Source organism: Streptomyces sp. P3 (genome assembly GCF_003032475.1).
Classification (GTDB): domain Bacteria; phylum Actinomycetota; class Actinomycetes; order Streptomycetales; family Streptomycetaceae; genus Streptomyces.
Genome location: NZ_CP028369.1, coordinates 692,727 through 708,394, shown reverse-complemented (window position 1 = coordinate 708,394; position 15,668 = coordinate 692,727). Strand labels below are relative to the sequence as shown.

Genomic DNA, 15,668 nt, shown 5'->3' with positions numbered 1-15,668 from the left:
GTCAGAACACCTTCTTGTCGGTCGTGCTGTCGGCCGGGTCGCTCGCGGAGCCCTCGGCGCCCGGGCCGGAAGCGGCATTGTCCCCCGGTTCGGCGGACGCGCCGGCGCGCTCCTGCGGCCCCCGGTCCGCCCTTGGCGTCCGCGCGCGCCCGTCCTCCCGCGCATCCGTCGTCCCGTGCCCCGCCGAGTCCGCCGAGTCCGCAGCGTCCTCCGTCGGAGGCCTTCTGAGCAGGGCGATCGAGCCGGAGATCGTGGTCGCCCTGAGCTTGCCGTTGCCGGCGCCCAGCCGGCCAGTGATGCGCTTGGCGCCCCACTGGCCGCTGACCCGCAGGTCCTCGAAGGCGTTGGAGACCGAGCCGCTCGCGGTGTTCGCCTCCACCTGCGCGTCGGCCGGATGGGGCAGCCGGATGGCGATTTCGCCCGAGACGCTGGTCAGGTCGATCCGCGTGGGACGGCTCGCGGGGTCGAGGTCGACGATCATCGACCCGCTCACGGAGTCGGCCTTCACGGAGGAGCCGGCCTCGACCACGGTCAGGTCCCCGGAGACGGAGTTGAAGCGCAGGTCGCCGGTGAGGGCCTGCGCCTCCACGCTGCCCGAGACGGTGTCGGCGCGCACCGGACCGGCGAGACCGACCAGGGTGGTGTCCCCGTTGACGCCCTTCACCTCGGCGTGGCCGTCGATGCCGGAGACCACCGCGGCGGCGCTCACCACGCCCACCTCCACCCGGGTGCCGACCGGCACGGCGAGCGAGACGACGGCCCTGCGACGCCAGCCCTTGCGGTCGAGCCATTTGAGGAAGCCCTTCCAGGGCAGGTCCTCGTAGGCCACGGTCAGGGTCCCGTCGCGGTGGCTGACCACCAGCGGCGGGCCGTCGACCTCGGAGACCTCCAGGCGGGCGGGGCCCTCGTCGGTGCCCACCACGTTCACCGTGCCTTCGACGATGCGTACGTGCAGTTCGCTCACGGGTTCGTCGAACGAGAGTTTCCCCGGTTCGGCGACGGACCACTCGGACATGGTGCGGACCTCCTAGAACGGCACACGACGCGACGCGTCGGCGACGCGCCATATCGCGTCTCCCGTAAAACACGATATATCGCGGTCGTCGAAAGTCAAGAAAGGAAAAAAGGGGCGTCCGAGACGCCCCTTCCCACGCGGCGGCCGCCGGGCCGCCGTGCACCGCCTACTCGTCGTCCTCGTCGTCGTCCAGCCGCGCCAGCCATGTCGCCAGCCGCTCCACCGGCACCTCGAAGTCCGGGTTCAGGTCGACGAACGTTCTCAGCTGCTCGGCGAGCCACTCGAAGGTGACCTCCTCCTCGCCGCGCCGCTTCTCGAGTTCCTCGATTCCGCGATCGGTGAAGTACATGGATCGTGCTCCGTGGGTCGGTCGCAGGGGTAGGGGCCCTCCGTCGGGGGAAGGACCCTTGTTCCTGCGAGGGGAGGAAGTGCTCCGCTCTCCGTGGGGGAGGGGTCAGGAAAAGGATAGGCGCAGGGGGGCGCGGGCCTGTGGGCCGCAGGCTCCCCGCGCGGACGGATCCCGCTGCCGGCCCGCGCACCCGCGGGAGGGGCAGGAGGGACTGGGGGAACGGGGGAGTGGCATGAGCGGTGAGGACGTGACACGGGTGGCGCGCGTCGCGCTGCCGGACGGGACGCCCGTCTGGGCCCGGATCTCGGACGCGGGTGAGCTGTCCGCGCCGTCCGGGCGGCTGTCGTACAGCGACACCGGGTTCGCCGAGCGGGTGGAGGCGAGCGTGGAGAGCCTGCACGCGCTCGTCACGGGGGTCGCACGGTCGCTGGCGGAGCCGCTGCGGGCGGTGCGGCCGGACGAGGTGAGCGTCGAGTTCGGCATCGAGCTGACCGCCAAGGCCGGGAAGGTCGTCGGCCTGCTGGCCGACGGTGAGGCCAAAGCCGGCATCACGGTCACCCTGACCTGGAACAGCGGTCCTCCCGACCTCGACGCGCCGCCGGCCGGCACGACCGCCGGCACGGACGCCCGCGCGCGTGACGGCTCCTCGGCCCATTCGTCGGCAGCACCGGCTCCACCGGCTCCACCCGCCTCGCCGCCCCCGCCGCCCTTACCCCCGTCGCCGGTCTCGCCGCCGCCGCCCACCTCGCCGCCGCCACCTGTCTCATCCGCCGCCCCCGCCGCATCCGGCGTCGACGGGACGCGGCGCGCGGGCGCGTCCCCCGGCGCGCCGATGCACGGGGGGGCCGACGGCGCCGTCGGCGGGGGCGGAGCATGACGGGCGGGCACGCCCCGGGCGCATCGAACGCGTTCGACGCGGCCCGCCGTGCGCTGCGTGGACTCGTCGTGGCGGCGACCGTGCGCATTCATCGCCCGGTGGTCGGGTATGCCCTGGATGAGCCCGGGACGTTCCTCGGCAGCGGCTTCTTCGTCGCTCCCAACTGGGTTCTGACCTGCGCACACGTGGCCTGCGGCGGGGAGGGGGGCAAGGTTGCCGTGGTGTATGAGACGGCTCCGGGACGGGGTGCCTCGAGCGCGCCCGGCAGGGTGGTGGCGACGCTGCCCGAGCGTGCCGGGCGGGCCGCGTCCGCCGGCAACTGGCCGGCTCCGGACCTGGCGCTGGTGCAGTTGACCGAACCGGTCGACGACCACGAGTGCGTGTACGTCTCCGAGCGTCCGGCGGCCTACTACGGCGAAGGCCGGGTGCTGTACGCGGGCTGGACCGAGAACGAGGGCCGGTTGCAGGTCCTGGACGGCACGCTCACGGTGCAGGGGACGATCGGCGGCTGGTCCTCGGACGTGCAGATGCGGCTGGGCGACAACGACCTGCCCTACGGCGTCTCGGGCGGGCCGGTGATCGACCCGGTGCGCGGCGAGGTGATCGGCGTCCTGAAGGCGCGCTCGGACCACCGGCCGGGCGGCACCTCCACCGGGATCGAGCAGCTGCGCACCCTTCGGGTGCCCGCGGAGGCGGTGCCGGCCGAGCACAGCGACCTCTACCAGGCGGTCTTCCACGCCCATGACCGCTACCACCGCGACCGGCAGCGCCACCCGGCCTCCCGGCGGCAGACCTGGACCGACGTGCAGGGCAGGCTGGGCGCCCGACCGGGCCGCACTCTCAGTCCGGACGAGCGGATCCAGCTGCTGGGCCGGCTCGCCGAGCTCCCGCCGCCCGAGAGCACCCGAGGTCTGCTGGACATCCTCGACTCCCTCCCCGACCTCCAGGGTCCCGTTCCGCTGCCCGCACCGCGCGGCTGGCGCGACGGTCTCGGCGCGCTGTACGAGAGCGCGAGTGACGACGGGGCGCTGGAGCTGGTGCTCGACTACGCGATGCGGGCGATGTCCGCGCCGCGCCCGTTCGTCGTGCCCAGCACCCCGGACGCCGAGAAGGCCCTGTGGGTCTGGGTCTGGCAGGCCGCGCAGCGGCTGAGCGCCCGCTACCGGTCCGGCCTCGCCGAGCAGCGGATCGCGCGGCTGCGCCGGCGGGACGGGACGGGGCACGACGCCCCCGACACGGTCTCCGGAGGCGCGCCCGCCGTGGACGGTCCCGGCGGGCGCGGGCGCGGGCGTGGCCGGCGGCGCGGGCAGGGCGCACCCGCGCGTGCCCGTGGCGGTGCCCCGGGCAGCGCGGCCCGGCCCTCCGCCCTGCTCGAGCTGGTGCGGCGCGGCTGGGAGCCGGACCGCTGCGACTGGTCGGTCTGCGTGACCGTTCCCGGCGGCGAGGCCGTACGGCTGCACGAGGCGGAGCGCACGCCGCTGGCCGAGCTGCCCGGCCTCCTCGCCGGACCGCTCGCGGAGGCCTTCCGCCACTGCGACGAGCCCGGCAGGCCCGCGCTGCTCCAGGTGGCGCTGCCGCACGCGCTGCTCGGCCTCGAAGTGGACGCCTGGCAACTCCCACCGGACGAGGCACCGTTGGGGACCCTGCGGCCCGTCGTCGTGCGCTGCGCGGACCGCGACCGGCTGCCCGACGGGGCGTTCGGGGCGTACGACGACGCAGGCGACGACGACGCGGGCCACTGGCGCGACCCGCAGGACCCGCAGGACCCGCAGGACTGGCGGGGCCCTGAGGGTGAGGGAAGTCCGCAGGCCCCGCGAGACGCCGAAGAGCAAGGCCAGTACGGCGAGTACGACGAGGACGTGGACGCGGAACGCCGGGCCCGCTGGCGCTGGCTGCACGCGCACCGCGCGCGGGCCGAAGTCCTCGACTGCGACGAGGGGTTGCGCAAACCCGTGCCGACCGTGGAGCAGTTGCGCGCCCTGTCGCACGGTACGGTCCCGGTGCTCTGCCGTTACGGCGACCTCCGTTACGAGGACGACGCGGAGGCCCTCGCCCGGATCGTGCTCGGCGGCTACGGCGTGGCCCTGTGGCGCCGACGGCGCGGCCGGTCGGACGCGGTCTGCGGCGAGTTCCACCGCGGCACGATCGACGAGATCGCCGAGCCGCCCACCGCGCAGCACCTTCCCGAGGCCGTCCACGACCTCCGGGTACGACTGCGCGAGGGCCGCACGGAGTCCTTCTGGGCCGACGGCGTGGCCCTGTTGTACGACGATCCCCACCAGCCCCTCCCCGGAACGGGTGACCTGCTGGAAGCCCCTTGAGGCACCCGTCCGCGGGGCCGGCCGGCCCCTTACCAGGCACCCCCAGGATGGATAACGTGATGCACGTTCGGACCGCCGCGGCAGTGGACGAGTGACGAGGACCGGATCATGACCGAATCCAGTGAGTGGCTCATCTACCGAGGCGCCGGCGAACCGCACGACGGAATCGAGCGGCTGCCCGACCCTCCCCCGTGGCGGGACTTCACCAGCCGGGACGCGGCGGGGTCGGGCGACGGCTCCCAGGACCGCAGGCTCGGCGCGCACCGGCATCTGGCGGAACTGCACCGTCCGGGCGCCGAGGAGCTGGAGATGATCAACGCGGCGCTGTATCTGCGCCGTCCGCTGCTCGTCACGGGCAGTCCCGGCGCGGGCAAGAGCACCCTGGCCCACTCGGTGGCGTACGAACTCGGCCTCGGCGGCGTGCTGCGCTGGTCCATCGTCAGCCGGTCCGCACTGCAGGACGGGCTCTACCACTACGACGCCATCGCCCGGCTCCAGGACGTGCAGATCGCCGCCCAGGGCGGGTTCGGGTCGGCGGCCGGCTCGCCGGGGGCGGTCGAGGGCATCGGCAGCTACATCCGGCTGGGGCCGCTCGGCACCGCCCTGCTGCCCTCCGACACGCCGCGCGTGCTGCTCATCGACGAACTGGACAAGAGCGACATCGACCTGCCCAACGACCTGCTGAACGTCCTGGAGGAGGGCGAGTTCGCGATACCCGAGCTGGAGCGGATCGCCGACCGGCTGCCGGACGGCGAGGCGGAGGTGCTCACCGCCGACGGCGTGAAGGTGCGGGTGCGCGACGGGCGGGTGCGCTGCCGCGCCTTCCCGTTCGTCGTGCTCACCAGCAACGGGGAGCGCGACTTCCCGGCCCCGCTGATGCGCCGGTGCATCCACCTGGAGCTGGGGCGCCCCGACCACAACCGGCTCGCCACCTTCGTCCGCGCGCATCTCGGTGACGAGGCGGCCCGCGCGGGGGACGATCTGATCACGCGGTTCCTGGAGCGGTCACGCAGTGAACTCCTCGCCGCGGACCAGCTGTTGAACGCGATCTACCTCACCGACGCGGCCGCGCCGCCCAGTCGTGACCGGCTGGCCGACCTGCTCATCCAGCGACTCGACCGCCCGAGGTGAGGGCCTGATGCCCGACGCAGCGGCCCGCCACGGCCCCGTCCCGCCCGACGACCACCACCGTCACGACCATCACCGTGACGATCAGGACCACCACGGCGATCCCTCGGCCTCCCCGCCCCCGACCTCGGCATCGACCCCGGCACCGAACCCCGCCACGGCCCCGGCCCCCGACGAGGGCGACCCTCTCGCCGAACTGGTCGCGCGACTGCGCGGGGTGGGGCTCGATCCGGACGTGGAGCAGTTGTGCGACGCGCTGTGGCTGGCGCGGTGGACCCGGCCGGCGGACGTCTCCGAAGCGGAGGAGCCGCCGACCGCGGCCGAAGGCCGGCCCGCGTTCCGGCCCGACGGCGGCCAGGGCGGGGGCCAGGACCCAGGGGGGCGGGGGGAGCGGCCCGAGCGGCCGGAGCCGCCGCCGCAGGAGGTGGGCGCCGACGGACGGGTGAGCCTGTACCCGGTGCCTCAGGACGGAGTCCCGCGCGCCCGTGGCGCGGGCCGGGCCGCCGCGCTGCCGGTGGGCGTGCCCGCCGCCCCCGCGCTGCCCGCCCCGCTGGAACTCCAGCGCGCGCTGCGGCGGTTGCAGCGCTACCGGAGCCCGGCGCCGCCGCTGCGCATGCGGCTCGACGAGACGGCGACGGCGGAGCGCAGCGCACAGGCGGGCGGTCTGATCATGCCCGTCCACCGCGCCGTGGTCCGGGGCGACGCCCGGCTCCAACTGGTCCTGGACGCCTCGTCGTCGATGCGGGTCTGGGACCGGCTCTTCCTCGAACTGGAGCAGGTCTTCAGCCAGTTGGGGGCCTTCTCGGACATCAAGGTCAGCCATCTGCACCAGGGGCCGGACGGCGCCCCCGCGGTCAGCCGCAGCCCCGACGTGTACGCGGCGCCGCTGCACTCCACGGACCGGCTCAGCGACCCCACCGGCCGCCGGATCGTGCTCTTCGTGAGCGACTGCGCGGGCCCGCTGTGGCACAGCGGACAGGCGCACCGGCTGCTGCACCACCTCTCCCGGCAGGGCCCGGTCGCCGTGCTCCAGCCGCTTCCGCAGCGCCTGTGGAACCGCACCCGACTGCCCGTGGTCTTCTGCGAGTTGAGCCGCGGCGAGACGCTGGGCGGGGCTGCCGCGCTGCGGGTGCGCACCCCCTCCGGCGTTCCGGCGGAGGCCCACCGCGGGGCGCTGCCGGTGCCGGTGCTGCCGCCCGAGCCGGTGGCCCTCGGCGCCTGGGCCAGGCTGCTGTCCGGGGCCGGCGCGGGGCCGGTGCCGGGCGCCGTGGGCTGGGTGCGCGCCGACCAGCCGCCCGCCCCCGCAGGGCGCGCCGACCGGCGTCGCACCCCGTTCGAGCGGGTCAGCAGGTTCAGCTCCAGCGCCTCCCCGGCCGCCGGACGGCTCGCCGTGTACCTGGCCGCCGCGCCCCTGTGCCTGCCGGTCATGCAGCTCGTCCAGCGCACGATGCTGCCCGACTCGGGACCGTCGGAGCTCGCGGAGGTGCTGGTCGGCGGCCTGCTCACCCGCGAGTCGGAGGAGTACGCCGACGACGGCGCCCAGTGGTACCGCATCGATGCGGACGTGCGCGACGCCCTGCTGTCCCGGCTCGGCCGCGACGAGGCCATGCTGGTGCTCAAGCACTGCTCGGAGTACATCGAGCAGCGGTTCGGCAAGGGCGGCCCCAACTTTCCGGCGCTGGCCCTCGCCCAGCTCGGCGACGGCGGCGCCGGCCGCCCCTACACGCCCGCCACCGGCGCCGCGGGCCGCGCCGACCGGGCCGATCACGGGGACAACGGCGGCAACGGCGAGGAGGCGCCCGTGCCGCAGCCCTTCGCCGAGGTCGCCGCGCGCGTGCTGCGGCGGTTCATGCCGCTGCCCGAGCAGTTCGAGACGCCCGGCGGCCGCACCGGGCAGGGGCGTTCCGAGGAGCGGCCGACGCACCAGGCGGTCCGCCGGGCCCGCACGCTGATCGAGCGCTTCGACCGCGAGGGCATGATCCAGGACGCCATCGACGCGGTGCAGTTGCTGCGCGGCGCCACCGAGCACGAGCGACCCGCCGGGGCGGACCCCGAACTGTGGGCCGAGTACGCGCAGTGCACGCTGCGCCTGTGGGAGGTGCAGGGCGGCGACGACCTGCTGCAGGAGGCGGAGGCGGCCGCGGAGCGCGCCGCGGCTCACCCGAGGCGGCTGCACGAACGGGCCGTCCTGGCGCGCGTGCTGCACGCCGCGGCGACCGACCGCAGACGCCGCGCCGACCCGGCCGGCGCCCTTGACCTGCTGCGCCGCGCCGACCGCGAGTACGCCGTCGCCTGCGCGGCACCCGACCTCGACCACCACCAGGCCCTCGGACTCACCCTGGAGCGGGTGCGGGCCCTGGAGGCGCAGTGGCGGCTCGGCGGGGACAGCGCGCTGCTGCAGGGCGCCGTCGGCATGCTGGAGGCCTTCGCCGACGTCTGGCCCGACCGCCGGCAGCGGCCGCCCGAACTCCCCCTGGAGCACGGCCGTGTCCTGCTGCGCCTCTCCGGCGCCACCGCCGACCCCGTGCAGGCCCGCCTCTACGCCGAGCAGAGCGCGCAGTCGCTGCGCACCGCCCTCGACACCGGGGAGGCGCCCGACACCGCGGAGTCGGCACGGGCGCGGGTGCGCGTCCTGCTCGACCTGGTAGACGCGCTGCTCCGGGCGGGCGGTCCGCTGGACGACGCCCAGGCCCGCGTCGACGAGGCCCTCGCCCTGGTCCGCGAACAGGGCCGGCGGGCGGCGCTGCTGGCGCGGGCCGGCCGGATCGCGGTCGCCCGCCACCGGGAGTCGGGCGACGCGGCGGAGCTGGAGACGGCCGCCGACCGCTTCGCGCAGGCCGCCCAGCGCATGTCCCGCGACGCGCCCGCGCACGCCGATGTCCTCGCCGAGTGGGGCGAGGCGCTGCTGCGGCTGGCCGGACTGCAGTCCGGGGCGCGGGGCCAGGGCACGCTCTCCCGGGCGATCCGCGTGCTGCGGGACTGCCGGATGGAGACCCCGGCGGGCAGTGCGCAGGTCGCCCACCGGCTGCTGCTGCTCGGCCGTGCGCTGATGCTGCGCTACCGGGGCCGCGGGGACCGCGTCGACCTGCGCGAGGCCGAGCACCTCTTCGGACTCGCCGCCGACGACGCGGCGGACCCGCTGCTGGCCTCCCGGTGCCGTCTGGAACTCGGCCAGGTCCAGTTCGAGGCCTACCGCAGCCTGCGCCGCCCGGCCCGCCTCGACCTGGCGGTCGACGCCTTCCGCGACGCGGCGGAGTCGGCCCGGGAGGCCGAGGGGGCGGCCCCCACGGAACGCCGACGACACGAGGCCGTCCGGACGGGTGCGCAGGCGCACCACTGGCGGGGTATGTCCTATGAGGCGGCCTCGCGGCCGAGGGCCGCCCGGGAGGCCTACCGGGCCGCCCGGACGGAGTGGTCGCGGCTGCCGGAGGGCGGCCTGGTCGCAGACGGTCCGACGGCCGCCGAAACGGCGGAGCGGCTGGCCGAGCTGGAGCGTGTGACGTGAGCCGAGCGGGTTGGGGAGGAACGGGCATGGACGTACGGGGCGAGTCGGTGGCGGGGACGGCCACGCGCGACGTCGGCGGGGGAGAGCCCGGCGCGGGAGAGCCGCTGCCGGATCTGCTGGCGCTGGACCTCGCGGAGTTGCGGACGATCGGGCATCCGGTGCTGCGTGAGGTGGTGGAGGACCTGCGGGAGCGGGCGGCAAGGTCGAGCGAGACCCTGTGGGGGTTCGACTCCGTGCTCTGACCGCTCTCACCCCAACTGCCGCCCATACCGGACAGGTTCGAGTATTCGGAAGCCGGATTCGGTCTTATCTGCGCGTGACTCGGACAAGTTCGGTCAGACGGGGTTTGTGTCCGCGGTGCGCCCGGGCATGCGCCCCGTGCGGCGCAGGCGCGGGCGCCGTGTTCGCGGGGCACGCGGCAGCGCGGGCCGAAGGGCGGCTTCAGGGCGGCTGTAGGCATGGGGGTGCTGGAGTGTCCGGACAGGCCTTCCGGCAGTTCATCGTGAAGATGCACGGCCGCTGCAACCTCGCCTGCACCTACTGCTACCTCTACGAAGGCCCGGACCGCACCTGGCGCACCCGCCCCGCCACGGTGGCCCCCGACGTCCTCGACCGCACCGCGGCCCGCATCGCCGAGCACGCCCGCGCCCATGTCCTGACGGACCTCTCCCTCGTCCTGCACGGCGGCGAACCCCTGCTGGCCGGCGCCGAGACCCTGACCCGCTTCACCGACCTGGTCCGCGGCCGCGTCCCGGCCGGCTGCACGGTCCACGCCGTCGTCCAGACCAACGCCACCCTGCTCACCGCGCGACGGCTGGCCGTCCTCGCCGACGGCGGCATCCGGATCAGCGTCAGTCTCGACGGAGGTCGCGCCGCGCACAACGCGCGCCGCGTCGACCACGCCGGCCGCCCCTCCTGGCCGGCCGCCGCGCGCGGCGCCCTGCTGGCCGCCGAGCACGCGCCGTCGGCGTACGCCGGCATCCTCACCGTCGTCGACGCCACACTGGACCCCGTGGAGACGTACGAGTCCCTCCTCGGCCTGCGTCCCCCGGCTCTCAACTTCCTGCTGCCGCACGGCAACTGGTCCGCCCCGCCGCCCCACTGGGCCGGCGTCCGGCACGGGGAGTGGCTGTGCGCCGTCTTCGACCGCTGGTGGGACGCGGGCCGGCGGGAGACCCGCGTGCGCCTCTTCGAGGAGTGCCTCGCCCTCCTGCTGGGCGTGCCCTCCGCCACCGAGTCACTGGGCCTCGCGCCCTTCGACGCGGTCGTGGTGGAGACCGACGGATCGATCGAGCAGACGGACTCCCTGAAGTCCGCGTACGACGGCGCCGCGCACACCGGCCTGGACGTCTTCCGGAACACCTTCGACGACGCCCTGCGGCACCCCGCGGTCGAGGCCCGGCAGGCGGGCACGGCGGCCCTCGCACCGCAGTGCCGCGCCTGCCCCCTGCTCACGGTCTGCGGCGGCGGCCACTACGCCCACCGCTACCGGGCCGGACACGGCTTCCGCAACCCGTCGGTGTACTGCGCCGACCTCCAGCGACTGATCCGCCACATCGCCGCCCGGCTCGCCGCGCACACGGCCGTCGCCGCCGCCCCCGCCGGCCGTACCGCCCCTGACGCTGCCGTCGCCGCCGCCCGTACCGCTCCGGCCGCAGCCCCTGCCCACGTCGTCCCCGCGCCGCACCACCTGCCCGCCGTCCGCGAAGGAGGCGCTCCGTGATCCGGTCCGCGGTCCCGGAACGCGGGCTCGTGGAGCTCGGCCGCACCCGAGGGGGCCCCGACACGCTGGCGCTCCTGGCGCGCGACCAGGACACCCGGCGGCTGCTCCTCCTGCGCGCCGTCCTCGACGCGGCCGACGCGGCGGACCCGGCGGTCTGCTCCACGGCACGCAAGGCACGGCTGCGCGAGGACTGGGCCCTGCTCACCGAGGCCGACCGGTCCCGCCCGCCCGCGATCCGCCCCCGCCCGCCCGGCGCGCCCGACGGCCCCCGCCCGCCGGCAGATCACCCCCACCCTTCCCGCGCCGCGCACCCGCCCGCCCGCGCCTGCCTCTTCCACCCGCTGACCGGCCCCTGGGCGTTGAGCTGTCTGCGCGGGCTCGACGAGCGCGGCGGCCCCGCGGACGAACACCGGGCCCGCCGGCTGCGCCAGGACCTGGCCCACTTCAGCGCCCTCGCCGCGGTGGCCGCCGCCCGCGCCGGCATCCCCTTCACCGTGCGGCTCACCGCCCGCGCCGGAGTGCTCGCCCTGCCCTCCCTCGGCGCGCTGCACACGGCCACCGGCGCGGACGCCCCCGTCGACGTAGCCCACCGCGCCGGGCGGCTGACGCTTCGCCGGCCCGACGCGCCGGACGTCGTCGTCCACCTGGAGAGCGGCATCGGCGCCTGGTCCGCCGCCCTCGCCTGGACGCCCGTGCGCACCCTGCCCGGCCTGCTGCCCGCTGCCGCACCCCTGCCGCTGGACGACGTGGACCCGTACCGGACCGCGCCCGGGCCCGGCCACCGCGGCCTCAGCGGACCGGCCGTACTCGACGACACGGACCACAAACGCTGGCTGCAGGCCTGGTCGGGCACCGAGGCGGCCCTGCGCTCCGGCGGCGCGCACCGGGTGGCCGAGGCGGTGGCGCTGCTGCGCTGCCTGGTCCCGCTGGAGAGCCCGCCGGGCGCCGACGGGCGCGACACCTGCAGCGCGACCCGGCACGAGGCGTTCGGCGCCCTGCTCGCCAGTCCCCCGCAGGACGCCGTCGCCCTCGCCGCCACCCTCGTCCACGAACTCCACCACGCCAAACTCGCCGCCCTGGGCGATCTGGTGACGCTCCATCACGCCGGTCCCGAGGCCCGCTACTTCGCCCCCTGGAAGACGGGCCCCCGGCCGTACGACGCCCTGCTGCAGGGGGTGTACTCCCATCTGGCCCTCGCCGACTACTTCCAGCACCGGGCGCTCGTCGCCGCGCCGCCCGACGCCGTGTACGCGTGGTCCCGGCACGCCCGCTACCGCGCCCAGGTGAAAGCGGCGCTGCCGGCGCTCGTCGGCTCGCCCGACCTCACCGTCCGCGGACGCCGGTTCGTCGACGAGATGGCCGCCGCCTACGAACGCATGGCCGAACATCCGGCGCCCCGCAGCCACACCGCCCGGGCCGAGGCCTACGTGAAGGCCGCGCGCGCTTTGTGGACACAGCGTCATACTCCGGCGCTGCCACGCCCGAAAGAATGAGGATGGCCTGCGAGGGGCCGTCCGGTGAGCGAAGATCGTCGGGCCGAGGCGCGCGCGGAAGAGGTCGGCGGACTTACGCGCGCCGCGCCGAGGTCCTAGGATTTTCGAGGTACTACGTGCTGGAGGCCGCTGCATGTCTGGAGCTCGTACGCCGGTCGGGGCAACCGGGAGAGGGGCCGCGAGGCAGGCGGTCACGATCCATTTCGCGGGATTCAACCGGGCCTGGGCGGCATGGATCGGAGACCGGCTGCAACGCCGCGGCGTGCGCGTGGTGTACCTGCGCTGGGACTCCCCGGCCGAGGTGCCCCTGGTCGATCTGCTGCGCGACCTGGAACTCGCCGAGGGCCGCATCCTCATCGTCGTCAGCGAGTGGTACTTCCAGCTCGGTCCCCGTACACAGGAGGAGTGGAACGCGGCACTGCGCGAGGTCGTCGCCCCCGACCCGTCCCGGTTCGCCGCCGTCTCCGTGACGACGGCCTCCGTACCGGCCGCGACCGCCGTCCTCGCCCCCGTCGACCTGACCAACATGGGCGCCGAGGAGGCCGAGCGCCGCCTGCTCGACCGGCTCGACCTGCCCTTCGAGCCGCAGCCCGACCTCTCCGACGGCGCCCGCCGCGGCCCCCGCTTCCCGGCGGCGATGCCCGAGGTCTGGGGCGGGGTGCCGCGCCGCAACACCCGCTTCACCGGCCGCGAGTCGCTGCTCAACGACGCCTACCACCTGCTGCAGGGCGCGGAGCCGGGCGCCGGCGTGGTCACGCTGCACGGCATGTCAGGAGTCGGCAAGACCCAGACCGCCGCCGAGTACGTCTACCGGTTCGGCTCCGAGTACGACGTCGTGTGGTGGGTCAACGCCGAAAAACGCGTCACCTACCGTCGGCTGCTCGCCGAACTCGCCCCGAAACTGGGTCTGCAGACCGGCCAGGAGTACGGCGAACGACTGCGCGCCGTCCGTGACTCGCTGCGCCGCGGCGACCCGTACGGACGATGGCTGCTGATCCTCGACGGAGCCGACGAGCCGGACCAGATCTGGGACCTGGTGCCCACCGGGCCCGGCCACGTCATCATCACCTCCCGCAACCCCGAATGGACCGAGCACAACAGCAAGTTGCTCGAGGTCCCCGTCTACGCCCGCGACGAGTCGGTGGCGTTCATCAGGCGCCGCGCGCCACGGCTGTCCGAGGGGGAGGCCGACCAGCTCGCGGACGCGCTGGAGGACCTGCCGCTGCTGCTGGACCAGACGGCGGGCTGGCTCAACGACTCCGACCTGTCGGTGCGCCAGTACATCGCCCTGCTGGACGGCGGCATCGACAGCGACGTGGTGAAGGTGTCGGCGGACTTCCCGCTCGCCTTCCAGACCGCCTGGTCGATACTGCTGAACAAACTCCGCGAGACCGTCCCCGAGTCCGTGGACCTGCTGCGGCTGTGCACCTTCTTCGCGCCCGGCTTCATCCCCGTCCGGCTGCTGCGCGAGATGTCGAGCGACGAACTGCCCGAACAGCTCGCCGGACTGCTCAACGACCCGCTGCTGTGGAACAAGGCGATCAACCAGCTCCGCCAGTACTCCGTCGTCCGTCTGGAGTCCCACGAGGCGGTCGGCGACGAGGGGGCCGGCTCCGGGGAGTCGCTGTACCTGCACCGTATGGTCCACCAGATCGTGCACAAGGACATGCCGGACGCCGACCGCAAGGAGTTCATCGACGTCGTCCGGCTGGCCCTCGCCGCGGCCGACCCGCGCAGGCCCACCGACCCCGACCTGTGGCCCGGATACGCCGAGATCGTGCCGCACCTGAAGTACGCCGACGTGCTGCAGACCCAGGAACCGACCGTCCAGCGCCTGGTCTTCAACTGCCTGCGCTACATGTACTTCTCCGGCGAGTACGTCGCCGGCATCAAACTCGGCGAACGCGCCATGAAGGCCTGGCGCGAACTGCTCGGCCCGACGCACCCCCGGATCTGGGAGCTGACCTACCACTACACCAACCTGCTGCGGGCCGTCGGCGACTACGCCGCCACCGAGGCCCTCAGCCGGGCCGCCTCCGAACACCTGAAGGCGGAGCGCGGCCCGCAGGACCTGGAGCATCTGCGGGCCGCCGCCGGCCTCGCCGCCGACCTGCGCGGCCTCGGCCGCTACGACGAGGCGCTGGAACTCTCCCAGTGGGTCCTGGTGGCCTACCGAGACCTGCTGGGCGACCAGGACTCGCGCAGCCTCAACTCGCTCAACAACCTCGCCGTCTCCCTGCGGCTGCTCGGCCGCTACCCGGAGGCCCTGGAGCACGACCGGCGGACCATGGAATCCCGCCGCCTGCTTCTGCGGGCCCGCCATCCGTGGACCCTCGGCTCCGAGATCTCCTACGCCATCGACCTGCGGCTGCTCGGCCGCTACGCCGAGGCCGAGTCCATCCAGGCCAAGAACGTGCGCGAGATCCGGCTCGTGATGGGCCCCGACAACCCCCAGACCCTCAAGGCCGAGCACAACCTCGCGCTGTGCCGCTACCGCCTGGGCGAGCGGGACCGGGGCCGCGACCGCGGCGCCGAACGCGAGGAGCCCGGGGAGCTGCTCTCCAGCGTGCTGGAGCGCGGCGAGCGGGTGCTCGGCGAGACGCATCCGCTGACCCTGATCTTCGCGACGGCCCAGAGCTGCTATGCCCGCGAGCACGGGGACATCGACCGGGCCCGCGAGCTCAGCGAGGCCGTCGTCGCGCGGTACGAGGTGATGCTGGGCGACGAGCATCCGTTCGTCGCCGGGGCCCGCGCCAACCAGGCGCTGATCCTGCGCAACGTCGGCGAGCGGGAGGCGGGCCACGTCCTCCTCGAGCAGGCGCTGGCCGCGATGACCGACGCCGTGGGGGAGCACCATCCCTGGACGCTGGGCTGCGCCCTGAACGCCTCCGCCCTGCGCAACATCGTCGGCGACACCGAGAGCGCCGCCGAGCTCAGCCACGACACGGTCGGCCGGGCCGTCGAGACGCTCGGGCGCACCCACCCGCTGACCCTGTCGGCGCGTATCGCGCACGCGGCCGACCTGCGCGGACTGCGGGACCGGCGGCAGGCGGAGAAGGTCGAACAGGAGGCCCTGTCGGACTTCGACGCGACACTGGGCAGCAAGCATCCGCACACCGTCTCGGCCCGCTCCCGCAACCGGCCCTACTGGGACTTCGAACCCCAGGTCATCTGAGGCCGGCGCCGTCCGCACGGACAGAGCGGCACAGCGGCGCACGGACGCACAGACGCGCGGATGCACAGACGCCCACGGCGAA

At 74.8% G+C, this 15,668-nt stretch carries 10 protein-coding genes; 8 read left to right on the top strand and 2 right to left on the bottom strand.

The window, feature by feature from the left end:
• Nucleotide 1: 1 nt before the first annotated feature.
• Complete coding sequence (locus tag C6376_RS02915) at nt 2-1,015, bottom strand: DUF4097 family beta strand repeat-containing protein (RefSeq protein WP_107441946.1); 1,014 nt, start codon at nt 1,013-1,015, stop codon at nt 2-4.
• A 166-nt stretch (nt 1,016-1,181) separates the two neighbouring features.
• On the bottom strand, nt 1,182-1,364 hold the full coding sequence (locus C6376_RS02910; protein WP_019058231.1) for a DUF6104 family protein: 183 nt from the start codon (nt 1,362-1,364) through the stop codon (nt 1,182-1,184).
• A 232-nt stretch (nt 1,365-1,596) separates the two neighbouring features.
• Between C6376_RS02910 and C6376_RS44665 the strand changes: the two genes are divergently transcribed.
• From C6376_RS44665 to fxsT, 8 genes are all read left to right on the top strand, one after another.
• The gene (locus C6376_RS44665; protein WP_107441945.1) at nt 1,597-2,241 is read left to right on the top strand and encodes a CU044_2847 family protein; all 645 of its coding nucleotides are present in this window, start codon (nt 1,597-1,599) and stop codon (nt 2,239-2,241) included.
• A complete protein-coding gene (locus C6376_RS02900) occupies nt 2,238-4,562 on the top strand; it encodes a trypsin-like peptidase domain-containing protein (RefSeq protein ID WP_107441944.1) in 2,325 nt (774 codons plus the stop codon). Before C6376_RS44665 ends, C6376_RS02900 begins: the two co-directional genes overlap by 4 nt.
• A gap of 108 nt (nt 4,563-4,670) precedes the next feature.
• Nucleotides 4,671-5,693 (top strand): MoxR family ATPase, encoded by a 1,023-nt coding sequence (locus tag C6376_RS02895; protein ID WP_107441943.1) that lies wholly within the window; start codon nt 4,671-4,673, stop codon nt 5,691-5,693.
• Nucleotides 5,694-5,700: 7 nt separating this feature from the next.
• Entirely contained in the window at nt 5,701-9,195 is a 3,495-nt protein-coding gene (locus tag C6376_RS02890; RefSeq protein ID WP_173985566.1) for an SAV_2336 N-terminal domain-related protein, read from the top strand.
• A gap of 26 nt (nt 9,196-9,221) precedes the next feature.
• A complete protein-coding gene (fxsA, locus tag C6376_RS02885; protein ID WP_107441942.1) occupies nt 9,222-9,437 on the top strand; it encodes an FxSxx-COOH cyclophane-containing RiPP peptide in 216 nt (71 codons plus the stop codon).
• A gap of 230 nt (nt 9,438-9,667) precedes the next feature.
• Entirely contained in the window at nt 9,668-10,918 is a 1,251-nt protein-coding gene (locus tag C6376_RS02880) for an FxsB family cyclophane-forming radical SAM/SPASM peptide maturase (RefSeq protein WP_301554688.1), read from the top strand.
• The gene (locus C6376_RS02875; protein WP_107448743.1) at nt 10,918-12,411 is read left to right on the top strand and encodes an HEXXH motif-containing putative peptide modification protein; all 1,494 of its coding nucleotides are present in this window, start codon (nt 10,918-10,920) and stop codon (nt 12,409-12,411) included. The genes C6376_RS02880 and C6376_RS02875 overlap by 1 nt, the downstream gene beginning before the upstream one ends.
• 133 nt (nt 12,412-12,544) lie before the next feature.
• Complete coding sequence (gene fxsT, locus C6376_RS02870) at nt 12,545-15,586, top strand: FxSxx-COOH system tetratricopeptide repeat protein (protein WP_107441941.1); 3,042 nt, start codon at nt 12,545-12,547, stop codon at nt 15,584-15,586.
• The last annotated feature ends 82 nt before the right edge of the window (nt 15,587-15,668 follow it).

Coding starts and splice junctions, on each gene's coding strand:
- C6376_RS02900 (WP_107441944.1), top strand. CDS start 2,238: ATGACGGGCGGGCACGCCCCGGGCGCATCGAACGCGTTCGACGCGGCC.
- C6376_RS02890 (WP_173985566.1), top strand. CDS start 5,701: ATGCCCGACGCAGCGGCCCGCCACGGCCCCGTCCCGCCCGACGACCAC.
- C6376_RS44665 (WP_107441945.1), top strand. CDS start 1,597: ATGAGCGGTGAGGACGTGACACGGGTGGCGCGCGTCGCGCTGCCGGAC.
- C6376_RS02895 (WP_107441943.1), top strand. CDS start 4,671: ATGACCGAATCCAGTGAGTGGCTCATCTACCGAGGCGCCGGCGAACCG.
- C6376_RS02910 (WP_019058231.1), bottom strand. CDS start 1,364: ATGTACTTCACCGATCGCGGAATCGAGGAACTCGAGAAGCGGCGCGGC.
- fxsA (WP_107441942.1), top strand. CDS start 9,222: ATGGACGTACGGGGCGAGTCGGTGGCGGGGACGGCCACGCGCGACGTC.
- fxsT (WP_107441941.1), top strand. CDS start 12,545: ATGTCTGGAGCTCGTACGCCGGTCGGGGCAACCGGGAGAGGGGCCGCG.
- C6376_RS02915 (WP_107441946.1), bottom strand. CDS start 1,015: ATGTCCGAGTGGTCCGTCGCCGAACCGGGGAAACTCTCGTTCGACGAA.